18 protein-coding genes are annotated in these 17,905 nt (G+C 70.7%); 10 read left to right on the forward strand and 8 right to left on the reverse strand.

Annotated elements, in window-relative coordinates:
• Positions 1–55 precede the first annotated feature (55 nt).
• The 4 genes from IF29_RS0132410 (at position 56) to pyk (ending at position 5,950) form a co-directional block, all read left to right on the forward strand.
• Positions 56–1,030 carry a hypothetical protein gene (locus tag IF29_RS0132410; protein WP_030262490.1) on the forward strand — a complete coding sequence of 325 codons (975 nt, stop codon included), beginning with the start codon at positions 56–58 and terminating at the stop codon, positions 1,028–1,030.
• 127 nt (positions 1,031–1,157) lie between these two features.
• Positions 1,158–3,305, forward strand: coding sequence for a phosphate acetyltransferase (pta, locus tag IF29_RS0132415; RefSeq protein WP_037597416.1), 2,148 nt, complete (start codon positions 1,158–1,160; stop codon positions 3,303–3,305).
• The gene (locus tag IF29_RS0132420) at positions 3,302–4,459 is read left to right on the forward strand and encodes an acetate kinase (RefSeq protein WP_030262495.1); all 1,158 of its coding nucleotides are present in this window, start codon (positions 3,302–3,304) and stop codon (positions 4,457–4,459) included. The genes pta and IF29_RS0132420 overlap by 4 nt, the downstream gene beginning before the upstream one ends.
• A gap of 51 nt (positions 4,460–4,510) precedes the next feature.
• Entirely contained in the window at positions 4,511–5,950 is a 1,440-nt protein-coding gene (gene pyk / locus IF29_RS0132425) for a pyruvate kinase (RefSeq protein WP_030262497.1), read from the forward strand.
• A 115-nt stretch (positions 5,951–6,065) separates the two neighbouring features.
• Here the strand turns inward: pyk and IF29_RS0132430 are convergent, their stop codons facing one another.
• The 4 genes from IF29_RS0132430 to IF29_RS0132445 form a co-directional block, all read right to left on the reverse strand.
• Positions 6,066–7,463 carry a hypothetical protein gene (locus IF29_RS0132430; RefSeq protein ID WP_030262498.1) on the reverse strand — a complete coding sequence of 466 codons (1,398 nt, stop codon included), beginning with the start codon at positions 7,461–7,463 and terminating at the stop codon, positions 6,066–6,068.
• Positions 7,456–8,031 carry a DUF6114 domain-containing protein gene (locus IF29_RS44020; protein WP_051726307.1) on the reverse strand — a complete coding sequence of 192 codons (576 nt, stop codon included), beginning with the start codon at positions 8,029–8,031 and terminating at the stop codon, positions 7,456–7,458. Before IF29_RS44020 ends, IF29_RS0132430 begins: the two co-directional genes overlap by 8 nt.
• Positions 8,032–8,190: 159 nt before the next feature.
• Positions 8,191–8,847, reverse strand: coding sequence for a DUF6230 family protein (locus IF29_RS0132440; protein WP_030262503.1), 657 nt, complete (start codon positions 8,845–8,847; stop codon positions 8,191–8,193).
• Between the two features lie 616 nt (positions 8,848–9,463).
• Positions 9,464–10,438 (reverse strand): tetratricopeptide repeat protein, encoded by a 975-nt coding sequence (locus IF29_RS0132445; protein WP_030262506.1) that lies wholly within the window; start codon positions 10,436–10,438, stop codon positions 9,464–9,466.
• Positions 10,439–10,682: 244 nt separating this feature from the next.
• On the opposite strand from IF29_RS0132445, the gene IF29_RS0132450 reads away from it, so the two are divergent.
• The gene (locus IF29_RS0132450; RefSeq protein ID WP_030262508.1) at positions 10,683–11,318 is read left to right on the forward strand and encodes a TetR/AcrR family transcriptional regulator; all 636 of its coding nucleotides are present in this window, start codon (positions 10,683–10,685) and stop codon (positions 11,316–11,318) included.
• Here the strand turns inward: IF29_RS0132450 and IF29_RS0132455 are convergent.
• From IF29_RS0132455 to IF29_RS0132470, 4 genes are all read right to left on the reverse strand, one after another.
• Complete coding sequence (locus tag IF29_RS0132455; protein ID WP_030262509.1) at positions 11,294–12,985, reverse strand: coenzyme B12-dependent isobutyryl-CoA mutase large subunit; 1,692 nt, start codon at positions 12,983–12,985, stop codon at positions 11,294–11,296. The two genes, IF29_RS0132450 and IF29_RS0132455, sit on opposite strands and share 25 nt — an antisense overlap.
• A gap of 89 nt (positions 12,986–13,074) precedes the next feature.
• Entirely contained in the window at positions 13,075–13,416 is a 342-nt protein-coding gene (locus IF29_RS0132460) for a DUF3817 domain-containing protein (RefSeq protein WP_030262511.1), read from the reverse strand.
• 33 nt (positions 13,417–13,449) lie between these two features.
• Complete coding sequence (locus IF29_RS0132465; RefSeq protein WP_030262513.1) at positions 13,450–13,968, reverse strand: MarR family winged helix-turn-helix transcriptional regulator; 519 nt, start codon at positions 13,966–13,968, stop codon at positions 13,450–13,452.
• Positions 13,969–13,989: 21 nt separating this feature from the next.
• Positions 13,990–14,307: a DUF3817 domain-containing protein gene (locus tag IF29_RS0132470; protein WP_030262517.1), complete on the reverse strand. Its 318-nt coding sequence runs from the start codon at positions 14,305–14,307 to the stop codon at positions 13,990–13,992.
• Positions 14,308–14,394: 87 nt separating this feature from the next.
• Between IF29_RS0132470 and IF29_RS0132475 the strand changes: the two genes are divergently transcribed.
• Genes IF29_RS0132475 through IF29_RS0132495 form a run of 5 tightly spaced genes read left to right on the forward strand, consistent with a single transcriptional unit; the run spans position 14,395 to position 17,742 of the window.
• Positions 14,395–15,165, forward strand: a complete 771-nt coding sequence (locus tag IF29_RS0132475; protein ID WP_030262520.1) for a DUF2127 domain-containing protein — start codon at positions 14,395–14,397, stop codon at positions 15,163–15,165.
• Between the two features lie 32 nt (positions 15,166–15,197).
• Positions 15,198–15,836 (forward strand): AIM24 family protein, encoded by a 639-nt coding sequence (locus IF29_RS0132480; RefSeq protein WP_030262523.1) that lies wholly within the window; start codon positions 15,198–15,200, stop codon positions 15,834–15,836.
• On the forward strand, positions 15,837–16,484 hold the full coding sequence (locus tag IF29_RS0132485) for an AIM24 family protein (protein WP_030262527.1): 648 nt from the start codon (positions 15,837–15,839) through the stop codon (positions 16,482–16,484). It abuts the gene before it with no gap.
• On the forward strand, positions 16,481–17,215 hold the full coding sequence (locus IF29_RS0132490; protein ID WP_037597421.1) for an AIM24 family protein: 735 nt from the start codon (positions 16,481–16,483) through the stop codon (positions 17,213–17,215). Before IF29_RS0132485 ends, IF29_RS0132490 begins: the two co-directional genes overlap by 4 nt.
• A gap of 35 nt (positions 17,216–17,250) precedes the next feature.
• On the forward strand, positions 17,251–17,742 hold the full coding sequence (locus IF29_RS0132495; protein WP_030262532.1) for a MarR family winged helix-turn-helix transcriptional regulator: 492 nt from the start codon (positions 17,251–17,253) through the stop codon (positions 17,740–17,742).
• Positions 17,743–17,905 lie beyond the last annotated feature (163 nt).

Here is a 17,905-nt window from a genome sequence, read left to right on the forward strand (position 1 = left end):
CACGACACCCCTCGGACGTAGCTCTACCGACTCCCGACGAGAAGCGGTCCCTCCTATGGCCAGAGCAAGAAGACGCACCACCACAGCCGTGCGCTACGACCCCACCTTCGGCGACACGGCACTCGCCACCGCCCGGCAGGACCTGGTGGTGGGCCGCTGGCAGGGGGCCCGGGACCTGCTCAGGGACACCGGCCGGGACTGGGACCGGCGCACCCACCGGGTCCGGCTGCTGGCCGACACCGCGGCCGGCATACGCACGGTGGAGACCTGGCAGTCGGCCGAGCCGGACAACCCCGACGCACTGGTGCTGCGCGCCGAGACCGAGGTGATGCGGATCTTCTCCGCGGTCGCCGAGACCAACCGCACCGCGGGCGCCCCGCCCGCCTCCGAGGACAGCCTGGACCGCCCGCACCTGGACCGCGCCGCCCGGATCTGCCTGCAGGCCTCCGAACGCAATCCCGCCGACCCGCTGCCCTGGGTCTCCCTGATGACCCTGGCCAGGCTCTACGGCCAGGGCCATCCCCATGTCTGGCACTGGTGGCGCGAGCTGCAGGCCCGCGACCCCTACAGCCGCGAGGGCCACCACCAGGTGCTGCGCCACCTCTCCGCGCGCTGGCACGGCTCGCACGGCGAGATGTACAACTTCGCCCGCGACAGCGCCGCCTTCGCACCGCACGGATCCCCGCTGGCCGCGCTCACCCAGGCCGCCCGGGCGGAGCACTACCGGCAGCGGGTGGAGACCGAGGGCGCCGCCGCCGTGGGCCTGACCTACCACTGGAACCACGAGGTCGCCCTGCAGGCCCTGCACAGCACCATGCGGCAGTGGATCGCGCACCGCAGCGGCATCGAGTACGCCCAGGACGTGGCCGACCTCAACACCCTGGCGCACGGACTGGTCTTCGCCGGGCTCACCACCGAGGCCACCGAGGTGTTCCGCCAGTTGGGGGACCGCCCCACCCGGGTCCCCTGGTCCTACACCGGCAACGCCGAGGCCCTGTTCGACCACTGGCGGACCCAGCTGGCCCGCTGAGCGCGCCCCGGTCACCGGTGCGAAGGTAGGGTCGTTGAGCGGGGCCGGCTGGCATCGTCCGCGCCGGGCCCTCTCACCCAGCGGCCAGGCACCCAGCGGCCAGGCGGAGCGAACGGAGTGTGCCCCTGTGGCGCGCAGTGTCTATGTGACCGGGATCGGCAGGGGGGACGGCCGTCAGGCGGTCGAGCTGGGGGTCATGGAGCTGCTGACCCGTCAGGTCGACCGGGTCGGGGTGTTCCGCCCACTGATGCACTCGCGCACCGACCACGTGGTGGAGCTGCTGCGCGGCCGCTACCGGATCGACCTGGCGGCCGAGGAGATGTACGGCCTCAGCTACGACGAGGCCGCCGCTCTGCAGGCCGAACGCGGCCCCGACGAGCTGATCGGGATGCTGGTGGACCGGTTCCGGGCGCTGGAGCGCCAGTGCCAGGCGGTGCTGGTGCTCGGCACCGACTTCGCCGGCACCAACATCCCGGACGAGCTGGCCGTCAACGCCCGGCTGGCCAACGAGTTCGGCGCCTGGGTGCTGCCGGTCGTCGGCGGCCACCGGGAGAGCGCCGACACCGTGGTCGCCGAGGTGCGCAACGCCCATCGCGCCTACTCCGACCTGGGCTGCAGCATTTTGGCCATGGTCGCCAACCGGGTCGCCGGACGGGACAAGCAGGAGGTCCAGCGCCGCCTCGCGACCCGGCCGGACGTACCCGTCTACGTCATCCCGGACGAGCCCGCGCTCTCCGCGCCGACGGTGGCCCAGGTGGTCGACACCACCGGCGCCGAGGTGCTGCTCGGCGACGCCTCCGGGCTGGCCAGGGACGTCCGCCGGTTCGTGTTCGGCGGGGCGATGCTGCCCAACTTCCTCGGCGCGCTCTCCGAGGGCTGCCTGGTGATCACCCCCGGCGACCGGGCCGACCTGCTGATCGGCTCGCTCGCCGCCCATGCGGCCGGCTCCCCGCCGATCGCCGGGGTGCTGATGACGATGGGGCAGAGCCCCGGCGCCGATGTGATGCGGCTGGCCGCCCGGCTGGCCCCGGGCACCCCGGTCGCCGTGGTCCCCGAGGGCAGCTTCTCCACCGCGACCGGGCTGTCCACCCTGGAGGGCAGGCTGACCGCGGCCAGCCCCCGCAAGGCCGAGACCGCGCTGGGCCTGTTCGAGCTGCACGTCGACACCACCGAGCTGACCAGCCGGATCGAGCTGAGCCGCTCCGAGCGGGTCACCCCGATGATGTTCGAGCACGAGCTGCTGGAACGCGCCCGGGGCGCCCAGCTCAGGGAAGTGGTGCTGCCCGAGGGCACCGAGGAACGGGTGCTGCGCGCCGCCGAGGTGCTGCTGCGGCGCAACGTCTGCCACCTCACCCTGCTCGGCAGCGAGGACGCGGTCCGCAGGCGGCTCGCCGAACTCGGCATCGACCTGGGGCTCGACCGAGCCGCCGACGACCCCGGCCCCGGCGCCCGGGCCCGGGTCATCGACCCGGCCACCTCCCCGCTGCGGGACCGCTTCGCCGAGCGCTACGCCGAGATCCGCAGGCACAAGGGGATGACCGTGGAGGCGGCCCAGGACGTCGTCACCGATGTCAGCTACTTCGGCACGCTGATGGTCCAGGAGGGCCTGGCCGACGGCATGGTGAGCGGCGCCGTGCACTCCACGGCCGCGACCGTCCGGCCGGCCTTCGAGATCATCAAGACCTCGCCGGGGGCCGCGATCGTCTCCTCGGTCTTCTTCATGTGCCTGGCCGACCGGGTCCTGGTCTACGGCGACTGCGCGGTCAACCCCGACCCGGACGCCGAGCAGCTCGCCGACATCGCCATCCAGTCCGCGGAGACCGCCGCCCGCTTCGGGGTCGAACCCCGGATCGCGCTGCTCTCCTACTCCACCGGCACCTCCGGCAGCGGGGTGGACGTGGACAAGGTCCGCAAGGCCACCGAGATCGTCCGCAAGCTGCGCCCCGACCTGCTGGTCGAGGGGCCGATCCAGTACGACGCGGCGGTGGAGCCCAAGGTCGCCGCGACCAAGCTGCCCGGCTCGGCGGTCGCCGGACGGGCCACCGTGCTGATCTTCCCGGACCTGAACACCGGCAATAACACCTACAAGGCGGTGCAGCGCTCGGCCGGCGCCGTCGCCGTCGGCCCGGTGCTCCAGGGGCTGCGCAAGCCGGTGAACGACCTCTCCCGCGGCGCCCTGGTGCAGGACATCGTCAACACCGTCGCCATCACCGCCATCCAGGCCCAGCAGGCCCAACAGGCCGCTGCCGAGCTCGCCAAGGAGCAGCAGTCATGACCGACGCCTCCCGCGTCCTCGTCCTCAACTCCGGTTCCTCCTCGGTCAAGTACCAGTTGGTCGAGATGGCCGACGGCAGTCGGCTCGGCTCCGGCCTGGTCGAGCGCATCGGCGAGCCGGACTGCCCCGACCACACCACCGCGCTGACCCGGATCGCCGACCAGCTGGCCGACCGGGGCCTCGGCCTGGACTCCCCCGAACTCGCCGCCGTCGGCCACCGCGTGGTGCACGGCGGCAGCCGCTTCACCGCTCCCACCCTCATCACCGACGAGGTGCTGGACGCGGTCCGGGAGCTGATCCCGCTCGCGCCGCTGCACAACCCCGCCAACATCACCGGCATCGAGGTCACCCGCAAGCTGCGGCCCGACCTGCCCCAGGTGGCGGTCTTCGACACGGCCTTCCACACCACCATGCCGGAGAGCGCGGCCCGCTACGCCATCGACACCGAGACCGCGGACCGCTACGCGGTACGCCGCTACGGCTTCCACGGCACATCCCACCAGTACGTGTCACGCGGTGTCGCCCGACTCCTGGGAAAGTCACCCGAAGCGGTGAATGTGATCGTGCTTCACCTGGGCAACGGCGCCAGCGCCTCCGCGGTGGCCGGCGGGGTCTGCGTGGACACCTCGATGGGGCTCACCCCGCTGGAGGGCCTGGTCATGGGCACCCGCTCGGGTGATCTGGACCCCGCCGTCCTGCTGCACCTGCACCGGGTCGCCGGGTTCTCCATGGACGAGATCGACTCCCTGCTCAACCGCCGCAGCGGGATGCTGGGCCTGTGCGGGGACAACGACATGCGGGAGGTCAGCCGACGGATGGCCCAGGGCGACCGGAGCGCCCGGCTGGCCTTCGACATCTACGTCCACCGGCTGCGCAAGTACATCGGCGCCTACTACGCGGTGCTGGGGCGGGTGGACGCGATCGCCTTCACCGCCGGCGTCGGCGAGAACGCGGCCGATGTGCGCGAGGCCGCGGTGTCCGGCCTGGAGTCCCTGGGCCTGGTCCTGGATCCGGCACTGAACTCGGTGCGCTCCCCGGAGCCCCGGGTGGTCTCCCGGGAGGACTCCAGGGTGGTCATCGCCGTGGTGCCCACCGACGAGGAGCTGGAGATCGCCCAGCAGACCTTCAGCCTGGTCAGCAGTGCTGCTCAGTAGTGCGATTTGTTCGAAAATGCACCCGAAAGGCGACCCGATAGAATGAGCCATATGCGCCGAGCCAAGATCGTCTGTACCCTGGGTCCCGCGACGGACAACTTCGAACAGCTGAAAGCGCTGATCGAAGCTGGAATGAACGTCGCCCGTCTGAACATGAGTCACGGCGTCCACGCCGAACACGAGGGGCGCTACCGGAACGTGCGCGCCGCCTCCGAGGCGGCCGGACGCGCCGTCGGCGTCCTCGCCGACCTGCAAGGCCCGAAGATCCGTCTGGCCACCTTCGCCAACGGCCCGGTCACGGTGGAGAACGGTGACACCTTCACCATCACCACCGAGGACGTCCCGGGCGACCAGCACATCTGCGGTACCACCTACAAGGGCCTGCCCGGCGACGTGAAGCCCGGCGACCCGGTCCTGATCAACGACGGCGTGGTCGCCCTGGAGGTCGTCAGCGTCGACGGCCCCCGCGTGGTCACCCGCGTCGTCGAGGGCGGCGTCCTCTCCAACAACAAGGGCATCAACCTGCCCGGAGCCGCCGTCAACGTGCCCGCCCTGTCCGAGAAGGACAAGGAGGACCTGCGCTTCGCGCTGGCCCTCGGCGTCGACATGGTGGCCCTGTCGTTCGTGCGCAACGCCGCCGACATCAAGGACGTCCACGCGGTCATGGACGAGGTCGGGATCCGTGTCCCGGTCATCGCCAAGGTCGAGAAGCCGCAGGCGGTGGAGGCCATGGAGGAGATCGTCCTGGCCTTCGACGCGGTGATGGTGGCCCGTGGCGACCTCGCCGTGGAGTATCCGCTGGAGCGGGTGCCGCTGGTGCAGAAGCGCCTGATCACCCTGTGCCGCCGGAACGCCAAGCCGGTCATCGTCGCCACCCAGATGATGGAGTCGATGATCACCGCCTCGCGCCCCACCCGCGCCGAGGCCTCCGACTGCGCCAACGCCATCCTGGACGGCGCGGACGCGGTGATGCTCTCCGCCGAGTCCAGCGTGGGCAAGTACCCGATCGAGACCGTGCAGACCATGTCGCGGATCATCGAGGCGGCCGAGGAGGAACTGCTGTCGCAGGGCCTGCAGCCGCTGAACCCGGGCCGCAAGCCGCGCACCCAGGGCGGCGCCGTCGCCCGCGCCGCCTGCGAACTGGGCGACTTCCTGGGCGCCGAGGCGCTGGTGGCCTTCACCAAGTCCGGTGACACCGCCCGCCGGCTGTCCCGCTACCGTTCGCCGATCCCGGTGCTGGCCTTCACCCCGGACGCCGCCACCCGCAACCAGCTCACCCTCAGCTGGGGCGTGGAGACCTTCGTGACCCCGCAGGTCGGCAACACCGACGCGATGGTCGACCAGGTCGACGAGGCAGTCCGCGGCCTGGGCCGCTACAACGACGGCGACACCCTGATCGTGACCGCGGGCTCGCCCCCCGGCGTGGTCGGCACCACCAACATGCTCCGGGTGCACCACCTGGGCGAGAGCGGCAGCGGCGGGCAGCGCTGACGCCGGAGCGGGAGCCGCACACGGGACACCCCGGAAGCACCGCAGCACGACGAAGGGCCTGTCCGGTCGAACCGGACAGGCCCTCCGTCGTGCGCCGACCAGGGTGGGGGGATGGTCAGCTCAATGGGGTGTAGTACAGGTGCATCCCCGGGATGGTCAGATTGCCGCCGGTCTGCCCCGCCTGGATCGCGGTGGCATTGTTCAGCTCCAGCGTCAGCGGGATCGGCACCGAGCCGATCAGGTCGTACAGCCACTGCGGCAGGGTGTCCGGGGTCAGCGTCAGGCTGACGCCCAGCCAAGCCAGCGGGATCCCCTCGGCCTTGGACAGCGTCCCGGAGAGGCTGGTCACGTACATCGTGACGGTGCCCCCGCGCATCGTGGAGGTCGTACCCGAACCGCCTTGGACGTGCAGCTTCTGGCCGTTCTGCGGAACCGACATGTCCAGGTTGTCGATGTTGACCTGCTGGGCGGTGAACTTCAGCACCCGGACGTCGCCGCCGGCCGTGTGGACCGTCTTCACGCCCCAGAACTGAGTGTTGATCAGCTCCAGCCGGCTGGTCTTCAGGGTCCACGGGTCCACCGGGAAGGTCCCCGCCGGCAGCGTCTCCACCGGGGCGGCGAGCTTGCTGACGTCGCAGAGCTGGTTGGCGGCGTCGGCTGCCGAGGAGCTCGGGTCGGCCGAGGCACTGGCCGAGGGGGTGGCCGTCGGGCTCGACGCGGTGCTGCTGGGCGTGGCGGTGGCACTGGCCGAGTCGCTCGCGGCCGGGCTGGACGGCGAGGCCGACGCGGAAGCGGAAGGGGAAGCAGTGGCCGTCGGCGTAGCCGCGTCGTTGGTCCCGACGGCGGCAGCGCGCGGAGCGGAGCTGGCCGTGGCGGTGGGACTGGCGGCGGAGCTGGTGGTGGCCGCGGCGGCGTGGTTGCCGCTCAGCAGGTTGCCCAGACCGTCCAGCAGGCCTCCCAGCAGCCCTCCCGACGAAGTGGCCGACGCACTGGGCGAGGCGCTGGCCGACGGGGTCGCCGAGGCGGAGGCGCTGGGCGAGGCGGCGGACGCGGTGCTGTTCTTGGCGGTGCCGCTCGTCGCCTTCTGCTCGGTCGAGGTCGAAGTCTTCGCCGTCGCGGAGGCCGACGGAGTGGGCGTCGCCGAGCGGACCTTGGTGGTGCTGCTCCCCGTGCCGCTGCTCGCCGTGCTGCTGGAGCTGCTGCTCGCGCTGGGCGTCGCGGTCGACGAGTCCTGGGTGCACTGCGTACCCGTCGTGCCGGTGTCGGCCGCCTGCGCGCTGCTGGTCGCGGCGGTCGTCTTGGACGCGTCGGCGGCGAAGGCCAGCTTCGGGGCGATCGAGCCCATCAGCAGCGCCGTGGGCACCGCGGTCATCGCCAGGACCCGCCCGACCGGGAGCTGCATCCGGTCGCGCACGGTCAGCCTGGGGGCCGCGTGGCGCGCACCCGCACGCCGCGGGACGGGCTGCTCCGAGTTGGTGGGACGGTCCGACCGGGTGGAGTCGGGGTCACTCACTGGTCGTCTCCTCCTCCGCGGGCCTGGTGGACTCGGCGGGAGCGGCGGGCTCACCCGCAGGCCGGGCGTCGTCCACCATCAGCTGGTTGAGCTTCACCTCTTCGTCCTCGTCCTCGTCCTCGGAGTCGCTGTCCGCAGCGGCCGCCGTCTCCTCGGACTGCTCCTTGTTGGGCGCCCAGGAACAGACCAGCGCTCCGCCGATCAGCCCGGGGAACAGCCCCAGTCCGAATCCGCCGAAGTTGGAGACCGGCAGCGACACCAGCGCCAGCACGATGGCGGCGATACCCGCGAAGATCCGGATCATCGGCTGGAACCAGACCGAGACGCCTAGGGCCAGCAGCAGCAGTCCGATCACCGCCGCACCGGCACCCGCCGTGGTCGCCATGTGGATCCGCAGGGCGCCGACGCTCAGGTCGTTGTAGGGGAAGTACATGATCGGCAGGCTGGCCAGGGCAACGAGCAGCCCACCCCAGAAGGGGCGGCTGCGGCGCCAGTTCCGGAAGGCCCGGCGTCCCTTGGCGAAGGCGTTCCCGGGCTCGGGCCGCGCCGGTGCGGTCGCGCTCGTCACGTGGCGACTCCCTGCTGGAGTAGTGCATTGGTCTGGAAAAGGTGCTCTGGGCTTGGGAACACAGCGGGGAGGGACCGGAGCCCCTCCCCGACAGTGTGGTGCGGAGCCGTTCTGCGTCCTGCCGAGCGCCGGGGGGTGGACCGGCGGGACCTCAGCGGATCAGAAGCAGCCCTTGGAACCCGAAGCGAGGGACATGTGCAGGCCGTTCAGCGAGAACGTGGAGGCGGAGGTCGCCCACGCGGTCTGCTGGACGCCGATCAGCGTCGCCGAGTCGGCTTCCTGGGCGAAGGCGCCCGGGTTGGTGGCGTCGCCGTTGTGGGTTCCCGCCCCGCCGAGCGCGCCGGTCGCGACACCGATGTTGATGCCGTTGAACGTCGCCTTGTCGGCCTTGAGGTCGCTCATCGAGATGAACAACTGCGAGGCGTCGACCTCGGGGCCGGTGGACGTGTCAGTCGTCGGGTCGTACGAGCCACCGGCGTTGATGGTGAGCGTGTAGGAACCGAACGGGGTGGGGAAGTCCACCGACTGGCACAGCTGGTTGATGGTGGCCGAGGTGAAGCCCGAAACCGCCACCGGCACAGCCGTGTTGGCGTTGGTCGCCTGGCTGGTGTCATGCGAAAGGACGGTGCCGTACTGGGTGAAGCCCTGACCGACCAGCTTTCCGGCCGACACCTTGAACTGCTGCCCTGAGACGCTGAACGACGCGGCGAGCGCGCCCTGGGCGATGCTGACGCCGACCGCAGCCGTGGCGGCGATGGTCGGAACCATGACAATGGCGAACCGCTTCCAGCGAGTCCTGCCGAAAGTCTGGGACATAACGAGGTCCTCCTTCTCGGACGTACATCTCCGGCCTGCCCCGCTTGGGCCCCGGCCTGGGATGGGGAGAAGAGCTACGTCCTCGGGAAGGGGAGCGCGTCGGCTGCGTGCGTGAGGCTCGTGGGTACGAATTCTCTGATCGGCAGCATCGGCGATCACCCCCGAGTGACAACCACATGCCGTGCTGGGTGCACGGCCGTGCGAGGACAGGCTCCACCGGAACGGGCTGGAGACCCCCCTGTCCTCAAGGAGCCGGATCGCCGACCCCTGCCCGGTGGGGATTCCGCGTCCGCTCCCCCGACTGGCGGTCGGGGCGCGAGGACAAGGACCGGGCGTGCCCGATGTTGGTCCAAACGGGGCCGCTGCACAAGTAGTTCATTACTGACGAGTAAGGAGTGCGTGAACCCTGATGTCCGTGCGAACAGCGGATGAACTACGGGCAGTGACCCCTCGGGCGCCCGGCACCTGGGCAAAGGCGCCGAAACACCAATGAAGCAGGCGGCGACAGCCACGCAGAGTGACCATCGCCGCCGTATGTCAAGATTTGGTAAACACGAGCTCTTGTCCCGGCTTTGTCGCCAAATCTCCAGGCTCCCCAAGGGGCGACCGGAGACCGTCAGAACAGCTTGCGCGCCAGTGCGCCCCGGGCCTTCACCACACGCTGGTCCTCGGCCCCGATGACCTCAAAGAGACCCAGCAGATGCTGCCGCACCCGGTCCCGGTCCTCGCCGAAGGTGCGCCCCACCAGGTCGACCAACCGTCCGAAGGCGTCCTCGACATGACCGCCCACCAGATCCAGGTCGGCCGCCGCCAGCTGGGCGTCGACATCGTCGGGCCGCTCGGCGCCCGCGCTGCGCACCGCCTGCGGGTCCATGCCCTGCACCCGCTGCAGCAGCTCCGCCTGGGCCAGGCCCAGCTTGGCCTCGACGCTGGCCGGACGCTCGGCCAGCACATTGCGGTAGGCCTGGATCGCACCGCCGAGATCGCCCCGGTCCAGCGCCTCGTGCGCCGCGGACATCGCCGGATCGACCGGCTCGGGCCGCTCGGCGGGCTCCCCGGCCGCGCTGCCGGAGCGGGCGCCGACCTCGCCGACGATGCCGAAGCGCTGCTCGGCGACGGTGATCAGCTGGTCCAGCAGCTGCCGGATCTCAGCCTCCTGGGCCGGCCCCTCGAACAGCGGGACCAGCTGTCCGGCGACGACGGCGAGCACCGTCGGCAGATCCCGGATCTGGAGCTGGCGGGCCAGGTTCTGGCTGTTCCTGATGTCGACCCTGGCCAGCACGAAGCGGCCGTCGTACTCGGCGGCGAGCTTCTCCAGCACCGGGTTGAGCTCCTCGGCGGGGGCGTACCCCTCGGCCCAGAAGTCCAGTACCACCGGCACCTCGGCGGAGAGCGGGACGACCTCCGCCTCGAACTCGGCCTCACTCACATCGAAGACCAGGGGCCCGGCGGACGGGGCCTCGCCGCCGCCCTCCTGGGCCTGGCGGGCGCGGGCTGCGCGGGCCTGCTCCGCCTTCTCGGCGGCCTCCGCCGCCGCCTTCACCGCGGCGAGGTCGACCGCGCCGCGCATGGACATGTTCCGTGGCTGCATGGCCCTATCCTCCCCCGTCCACGCGCTCCAGTGTGAATCGCCCACCCAGACTTCCGTGCGCGGATCCCCATCCGCGCGGCAGCGTGGTTGTCACTTCTTTCGCTACGAGTCGTAGCGTATATGCATGCCACCCCGGAGCGCACCCCCTCCGACGTGAACTGCGCCACTCGGGCGCACCGGGGGTAGCCGGGTCCTCAGCCGACTCGGATACCCTCCGTTGACCTTCAACCGTCACGAGGAACCCATGACCGAAGCCGTCGCCCCGCGCAAGGGCCGTCCCCGCAGCGCCGACGCGGATGTGGCGATCCTCGCCGCCACCAGGGCCGCGCTCGCGGAACTCGGCTGGGGCGGAGTGACCATGGGCGACGTGGCGGTGCGCGCCGGGGTGGCGAAGACCACCCTCTACCGGCGCTGGCCGTCCAAGAACGAGCTGGTGGTGGACGCCGTCGCGGTGCTCTTCGACGAGCTGGAGATGGCCGACCTGGGCAGCCTGCGGGCCGACATCGAGTCCGTGGTGCGGCAGTTCGCCGACCTGCTGGCCCGCCCGGAGAGCCAGGCCGCGCTGCTGGCGCTGTTCGCCGAGGCCAGCCGGGACCCGGCGCTGCGGCGCCGGGTCCGGGAGGCGATCATCCATCCGCAGAAGCGGCTGGTGCACCAGGGCCGCGCCGCCGCCCAGGCCCGCGGCGAACTCGCCCCGGACGCCAGCCCCGAGGCGGCCGACGCGGACGTCGACATCATCTTCGACACCATCGCCGGCACCGTCGAGCACCGCATGCTGGTCAGCGGCGAGTGCGCGGACCCGGAGTGGATCAGCCGCTTCACCACCCTGCTGCTGACCCCGCTGACCGCGCTGCCTCAGAACCCGGCCGGCTCGGTGTAGGTCCCCCACTCCGCCCGCAGCGCGTCGCAGATCTCGCCCAGGGTCGCCTCGGCCCGTACCGCGTCCAGCATCGGCGGCAGCATGTTGCTGCCGTCCCGCGCCGCCGCCAGCATCGCGTCCAGGCCGGCCCGCACCGCGGCCTCGTCCCGGCCGGCCCGCCGCGCGGCGAGCTCGCGCACCTGCTCGCGCTCCACCTCGTGGCTGACCCGCAGGATCTCCAGCGGCTTGGTGACGCTGCCGGTGTGGCAGTTGACGCCGACCACCCGCTTCTCCCCCTTCTCCACCGCCTGCTGGTAGACGAAGGCCGCCTCGGCGATCTCCCCGGTGAACCAGCCGTTCTCGATGCCGCGCAGGATCCCGGCGGTCATCGGGCCGACCGGGTGCCCGGGCTCGCCCATGTCCTGGATCCTCTGGAAGATCGCCTCGGCCTGCGCCTCGATCCGGTCCGTCAGCGCCTCGACGTACCAGGAACCGCCCAGCGGGTCGGCGACGTTGGCGACGCCGGTCTCCTCCATCAGCACCTGCTGGGTGCGCAGCGCGATCTCCGCCGCCTGCTCCGAGGGCAGCGCCAGAGTCTCGTCCAGGGCGTTGGTGTGCAGCGAGTTGGTGCCGCCCAGCACCGCCGACAGCGCCTCGACCGCGGTGCGCACCACGTTGTTGTAGGGCTGCTGCGCGGTCAGCGAGACCCCGGCCGTCTGGGTGTGGAACCGCAGCCACTGCGCCTTGTCGGTCCTGGCGCCGTAGCGCTGCTTCAACCAGCGTGCCCAGATCCTGCGCGCCGCACGGAACTTGGCGATCTCCTCGAAGAAGTCCAGGTGCGCGTCGAAGAAGAAGGACAGCCCCGGGGCGAAGACGTCCACGTCCAGCCCCCGGGAGAGCCCCAGCTCCACGTAGGCGAAGCCGTCCGCCAGTGTGAAGGCCAGCTCCTGCGCGGCCGTCGAGCCGGCCTCGCGGATGTGGTAGCCGGAGACCGACAGCGGCTTGTACGCCGGGATCCGCTCGGCGCAGTACTCCATCAGGTCGCCGATCAGCCGCAGATGCGGCTCGGGGGCGAACAGCCACTCCTTCTGGGCGATGTACTCCTTGAAGATGTCGGTCTGCAGCGTCCCGTTGAGCACGCCGGGGTCCACCCCCTGCCGCTCCGCCGCGACCAGGTACATGCAGAACACCGGTACGGCCGGCCCCGAGATCGTCATCGAGGTGGTGACCTCACCCAGCGGCAGCCCGGCGAAGAGCACCTCCATGTCCGCCGCCGAGTCGATCGCCACCCCGCAGTGGCCGACCTCGCCCAGCGCCCGCGGGTCGTCCGAGTCACGCCCCATCAGCGTCGGCATGTCGAAGGCGACCGACAGACCGCCGCCGCCGGCGTCCAGGATCATCCGGTAGCGCTCGTTGGTCTGCCGGGCGTTGCCGAACCCGGCGAACTGACGGATGGTCCAGGCCCGCCCCCGGTACCCGGTGGCGTACAGCCCGCGGGTGAACGGGTACTCCCCGGGCCACCCGATCGCCTCCGGGACGACACCGTCCGCAGGCCCGTACACCGGCTCGACCTCGTCACCGCTCAGCGTCGTACGGCGATAATCCCTGGGGGTTCCCCCCAGACCCCCGGCCGCGTCGCGCTTCCGCGCCCCGTCGTACCGCTGCTGCCACCGTTCACGTGCGTCCATCAGCCGACCCCAACTACTAGGATGTCCTACTAAATTTATACCCGAAAAGAGCGCGCCCCCGAAGGGACGCGCTCCTCAGATTCTCAGGATCAGACGTTGACCAGCGGCTTCGACCCGCCGTCGGCGACCTGCGCGCGGATGTCGGCCATCACCCGGCGCTCGGCGATGAACGAGCAGGTCGGGATGGTGCCCGCGAGGATCACCCAGGCCATCCGCCCGAACGGCCAGCCCAGCTTGTTGCCGACGGTGAAGGCCACCACCGCGTAGGCCATGAACGCCCAGCCGTGGATGGTGCCGACGACCATCACCGCGGTCTCGCCCACGCCGAAGCCGTACCAGGCGATGCAGGAGGCGCACAGCAGGATCAGGCCGACACCGGTCACGTACGCCAGCACCCGGTACGCCGTCAGCAGGGGGTTCGACTTGTTCATGGGAGAGAGCGTAGCCACCCAAAAGTGGATCTCTCACACCGGCCCGGGCTCGGTGAAGTCCCCGGCCGCCACCCGCAGCGGCCGCAGCACCTCGAACAGCTCCCGGCAGCCGGCCTCGTCGTAGCTCGCCAGCCCGAAGTCCATCGCCACCAGGTCCCGGGTGGCGTCCTCGACGACCTTCCGCCCCCGCTCGGTGATGGCGGCCAGCACCCCGCGCCCGTCCAGGGGATTCGGCCGACGGGTGACGAACCCCGACCGCTCCAGCCGGTCCACCGTGTTGGTGACGCTGGTCGGATGCACCATCAGCCGCTCGCCGATCTTCGACAGCGGCAGCTCCCCGGCCTGGCTGAAGGTGAGCAGCACCAGCGCCTCGTACCGGGCGAAGGTCAGCCCGTACGGTTTCACCACCGCGTCGACCTGCGCCAGCAGGATCTGCTGGGCCCGCATGACCGAGGTGATCGCCGCCATCGAGGGCACGGCGCCCCAGCGCCGCGCCCACAGCTCGTCGGCACGGGCGATGGGGTCGAAAGAAAGGCTCAGCGGCTTGGACACGTCCTTACCGTACCGTCAGGGTCAGACCGCGACGGCAGGGGTTTCGAAGCCCTCCCGCTCCTCGCGGGCCATCAGCCGCTCGGCGTAGAAACCCCCGCCGGGAATGACCGACAGCACCAGCACCCACGCGGCGTGGCCGAAGCTCCACCGCTGCGCGTACCAGGCCCACAGCGCGAACACCACGTAGAAGATGAACAGGATGCCGTGCAGCATCCCCAGCACCGGCACCGCGTTGAACGAGGTCGTGTACTTCAGCACCGTGCAGACCAGCAGCAGCACGAAGGAGAGCCCCTCCGGCATGGACACCAGGCGCAGGCGGTGGACGGCACTGTTCTTCACGGGGGAACCCTTCGGGGAGCGAACGACGTCCCCCAGTATCTCCGACCGATATTCTGCTCCCGCCATCGGCCTTCAACGGGGGACTCCATGAACTGGGACTGGAACCGGCGTACCTGCTCACGGCGCGGGCACGTCACCTACGCGCCCACCGAGCCGCACTTCCACGAGCGCCTGCACGCCGACACCGCCCTCGGCGACGCCTGGCGCTGCCTGCGCTGCGGCGACTTCACCCTGGGCGAACCGCACGGCCGCGGCAAGGCCGAGGACGCCCCGCTGGTGATCCGCGGCAAGGCGCTGCGCGACCTGTTCATCCTCCGGGTGCTGGCCGTGGAGCGGCTGATCCGCGGCGTGTTCATCGTGCTGGTGGCCATCGCGGTCTGGAAGTTCAGCAACAGCCAGACCTCGGTGCAGCAGTTCTTCAACGACAACCTCACCCTCTTCCAGCCGATCGCCCAGCACTTCCACTACGACCTCAACAACTCCCCGATCGTCGGCACCATCCAGAAGACCTTCAGCTACAAGCACTCCACGCTGGAGATCACCGCCGCCGCGCTGCTGGTCTACGCCCTGATCGAGATCGTCGAGGGCTTCGGCCTGTGGGCCGCCAAGCGCTGGGCCGAGTACCTCACCGTGGTGGCCACCGCCGCGTTCCTGCCGCTGGAGATCTACGAGCTGACCGAGAAGGTCAGCTGGCTCAAGATCGCCACGCTGCTGGTCAACGTCCTCGCCGTGGTCTACATCCTGCTGGCCAAGCGGCTCTTCGGGCTCCGCGGCGGCGCCGCCAAGTTCGAGGCGGAACGGCACAGCGCGTCGCTGCTCGAGGTGGAGACCTCGGCCGGCGACCACGTACGCACCTGACAACGCCGCTCCGACTCCCCTACGGTGTGCCCGTGGCTCAGTTTCGAATGCAGGGCTCGCGGGTGCTCGCGGTGGACCTCGCCGGGGACAGCGTGAAGGCCCGTAACGGCTCGATGGTCGCCTACGACGGCCAGATGACCTTCAAACGGATGTCCGGCGGCGGCGAGGGCCTGCGCGGCCTGGTCACCCGCAGGATCACCGGCGAGAAGATGACCGTGATGGAGGTCCAGGGCAAGGGCACCTGCTGGTTCGCCGAACGGGCCACCGAGATCAACCTGGTCCGGCTCACCGGCGAGCGCCTGCACGTCGAGGCGAGCAACCTGCTCTGCACCGAGGCGACGCTGCGCACCGGCACCGAGTTCACCGGTCTGCGCGGCGCCTCCGAGGGCCACGGCCTGTTCACCACCAAGGTGGAGGGCCAGGGCTGGGCCGCCGTCACCTCCGACGGCCCCGCGGTCATCCTGCGGGTCGCCCCGGGCCTGCCGCTGCGGGTCGACCCCGGCGCCTACATCGCGCACACCGGCAACCTCAAGCAGAGCTTCCGCACCGACGTGACCTGGCGCGCCGTCGTCGGCGAGACCGGCGGCGAGAGCTTCCAGATCGAGTTCGAGGGCGACGGACTGGTCTACGTCCAGCCCTCCGAGCGCCGGACCTTCGCGGGTGACGCCTAAATGTTCACGCAGATCAACAGCAAGATGGTGGAGGCCCCGGTCATCCCCGGCCAGCGCCTGTTCAGCCAGCGCGGGGCGATGCTCGCCTACCGCGGCCAGGTCACCTTCACCCCGAACATCATGGGCGGCCAGGGCGGCATCGGCTCCATGCTGGGCCGCCGCATCGCCAACGAGGACACCCCGCTGATGACCGTGGAGGGCAGCGGCAGCGCGATGTTCGGCCACGGCGGCCACCACACCCATGTGATCCAGCTCACCGGCGACACCCTCTACGTCGAGGCCGACCGTCTCCTGGTCTTCGAGGGCTCGCTCCAGCAGTCCACCATGTTCATGGGCTCCCAGGGCGGGCTCCGCGGCATCATCCGCGGCCAGGCCACCGGCCAGGGCCTGTTCACCACGACCCTCACCGGCCACGGGTCCGCCGCGGTGCTGGCTCACGGCGGGGTCTTCGAGATCCCGATCACCCCCGACCGCCCCATCCATGTCGACCCGCAGGCCTATGTCGCCCACCGCGGCGAGGTCCGCAGCAAGGTCAGCACCGCGATCGGCTGGCGCGAGGCCGTCGGCCGCGGCTCCGGCGAGGCCTTCCAGCTCGAACTGACCGGCAACGGAACGGTCTTCGTCCAGGCCAGCGAGGAGAAGCTGTGACCACCGGCCCCGTCGTCTGGGACCCCTCGACGCTCCCCACCGACGACAACGTCAACCCGTACGCCTTCTCCGTCGCCCTCAACGGCCGCTGGTTCCTGCAAAAAGGCAAGATGGTCGCCTACTACGGCAACATCACCTTCCACCCCATCGGCTACGGCCCGCTGGACTCGCTGATCTCCACCAGCTTCCACTCCCCCACCCACGTGGGCGACTGGGTGGTCGCCGAGGGCCAGGGCCACATGATCCTGGCGGACCGGGCGTACGACGTGAACTCGTACGACCTGGAACAGGGGAACCTCACCGTCCGCGCCGGCAATCTCCTCGCCTTCGCGCCGACCCTGGCGCTGAAGCAGTCGATCATCCCCGGCTTCCTCACCCTGATCGGCTCGGGCAAGTTCGTCGCCGCCTCCAACGGCCCCGTCCACTTCGTGGAGCCACCCATTCGGGTGGACCCGCAGGCCCTGGTCGGCTGGGCCGACTGCCCCTCCCCCTGCCACCACTACGACCACGCCTACATGCGCGGGGTCCTCGGCGGGGTGCGCCGGCTCACCGGCATCGGTGGCGCCTCCGGCGAGGAGCACCAGTACGAGTTCGTCGGGGCAGGTCAGGTCCTGTTGCAGTCCACCGAGGTGCTCATGAACGAACTGGTGGCGGTCGAACCCGGCCACACCGTCCCCGCGCAGAGCGCCCAGGCCAATCTCGGCGCTCTCGGTCGGCAGCTCGGATTTTAGTACAACATTCAACTTCCACAGGTATCATGGTCCCCATGGAAACCAGCGCGAGAACGGCTCCCGCCGACGCCCCCTGGCTCACCGCCGAAGAGCAGCGGCTGTGGCGGGCCCACCTGGAGGTCGGCCGACTCCTCGCCTACCAGATGGAGCGCGGGCTCCAGCCGTTCGGCCTGGCCATCAACGACTACACCATCCTGGTGGAGCTCTCCGAGGCCCCCGAGCACCGGATGCGGATGACGGACCTGGCCATGGCCACGCTCCAGTCCAAGAGCCGCCTCTCGCACCAGATCACCCGCATGGAGGCCGCCGGCCTGGTCACCCGCGAGGGCTGCCCCGGCGACCGGCGCGGGCTCTACGCGGTGCTCACCGACCACGGCTGGGAGACCATGCGGCAGGTCGCTCCGCACCACGTCCGCAATGTCCGCGAGCACTTCATCGATCGGCTCGAACCCGAGCAGATCTCGTCGATGTACGAGTCACTGGCCCCCATCGCAGAACACCTCCGGGGTCTGCGCGGCCGCGGCTGACGCCTCCGGCGGGGGTTTGTGCATGGCAGCGGGGGCGGGCCGGGGCGGGGTGGTCGCTCTGGGGCCTGCTGCAGAACGAGTCTGTAAGCGTGTTCAGTCTTATGGCGCCGATGACTCGTTCTTCGCTTTGACGGCCCCTGCCGCGACCACCCCGCCCCGTCCC

Origin of the sequence: Streptacidiphilus jeojiense, from assembly GCF_000719095.1 — a bacterium.
Classification (GTDB): Bacteria; Actinomycetota; Actinomycetes; order Streptomycetales; family Streptomycetaceae; genus Streptacidiphilus; species Streptacidiphilus jeojiensis.